The following is a 315-nucleotide window of genomic DNA, read 5'->3' as shown; positions in this document are numbered from 1 at the left end:
GGAGGTATTATGAGTATAAAAAGTGAACTTATAGCAGCTAAAGTAGATGTAAATTTAAAAAATGCATTTATGGCTATAGCTGAAAGAAAACACCGTCCAGCATCTCAAATTTTACGTGATCTTATTCGTATTTACGTTGAAAATAATAAAATACCTAATAAGGAAACGCTTGAAACTTTTCATAAAACCGACAGAAATGAAGATGTTTTTTATGCTAAAAATATTGCTGATTTGATGAAGCAACTGGACATCTAATTATGCGTTCAGTGAGTTATTCAGGAAAGTTTAAAAGAGATGTAAAACGGGCAAAAAAAC

1 protein-coding gene is annotated in these 315 nt (G+C 30.5%); it reads left to right on the top strand.

Going from position 1 to position 315, the window contains the following annotated elements; translation table 11 throughout:
- The coding region (locus ACFINS_RS11015) for a hypothetical protein (protein WP_375706296.1) at positions 1 to 255 on the top strand (255 nt) is incomplete at its 5' end.
- Between the last annotated feature and the right edge of the window lie 60 nt (positions 256 to 315).

The sequence above is a fragment of the Bartonella sp. AA2SXKL genome, assembly GCF_042197205.1.
Classification (GTDB): domain Bacteria; phylum Pseudomonadota; class Alphaproteobacteria; order Rhizobiales; family Rhizobiaceae; genus Bartonella.
This window is presented reverse-complemented; position numbering and strand designations above follow the sequence as displayed.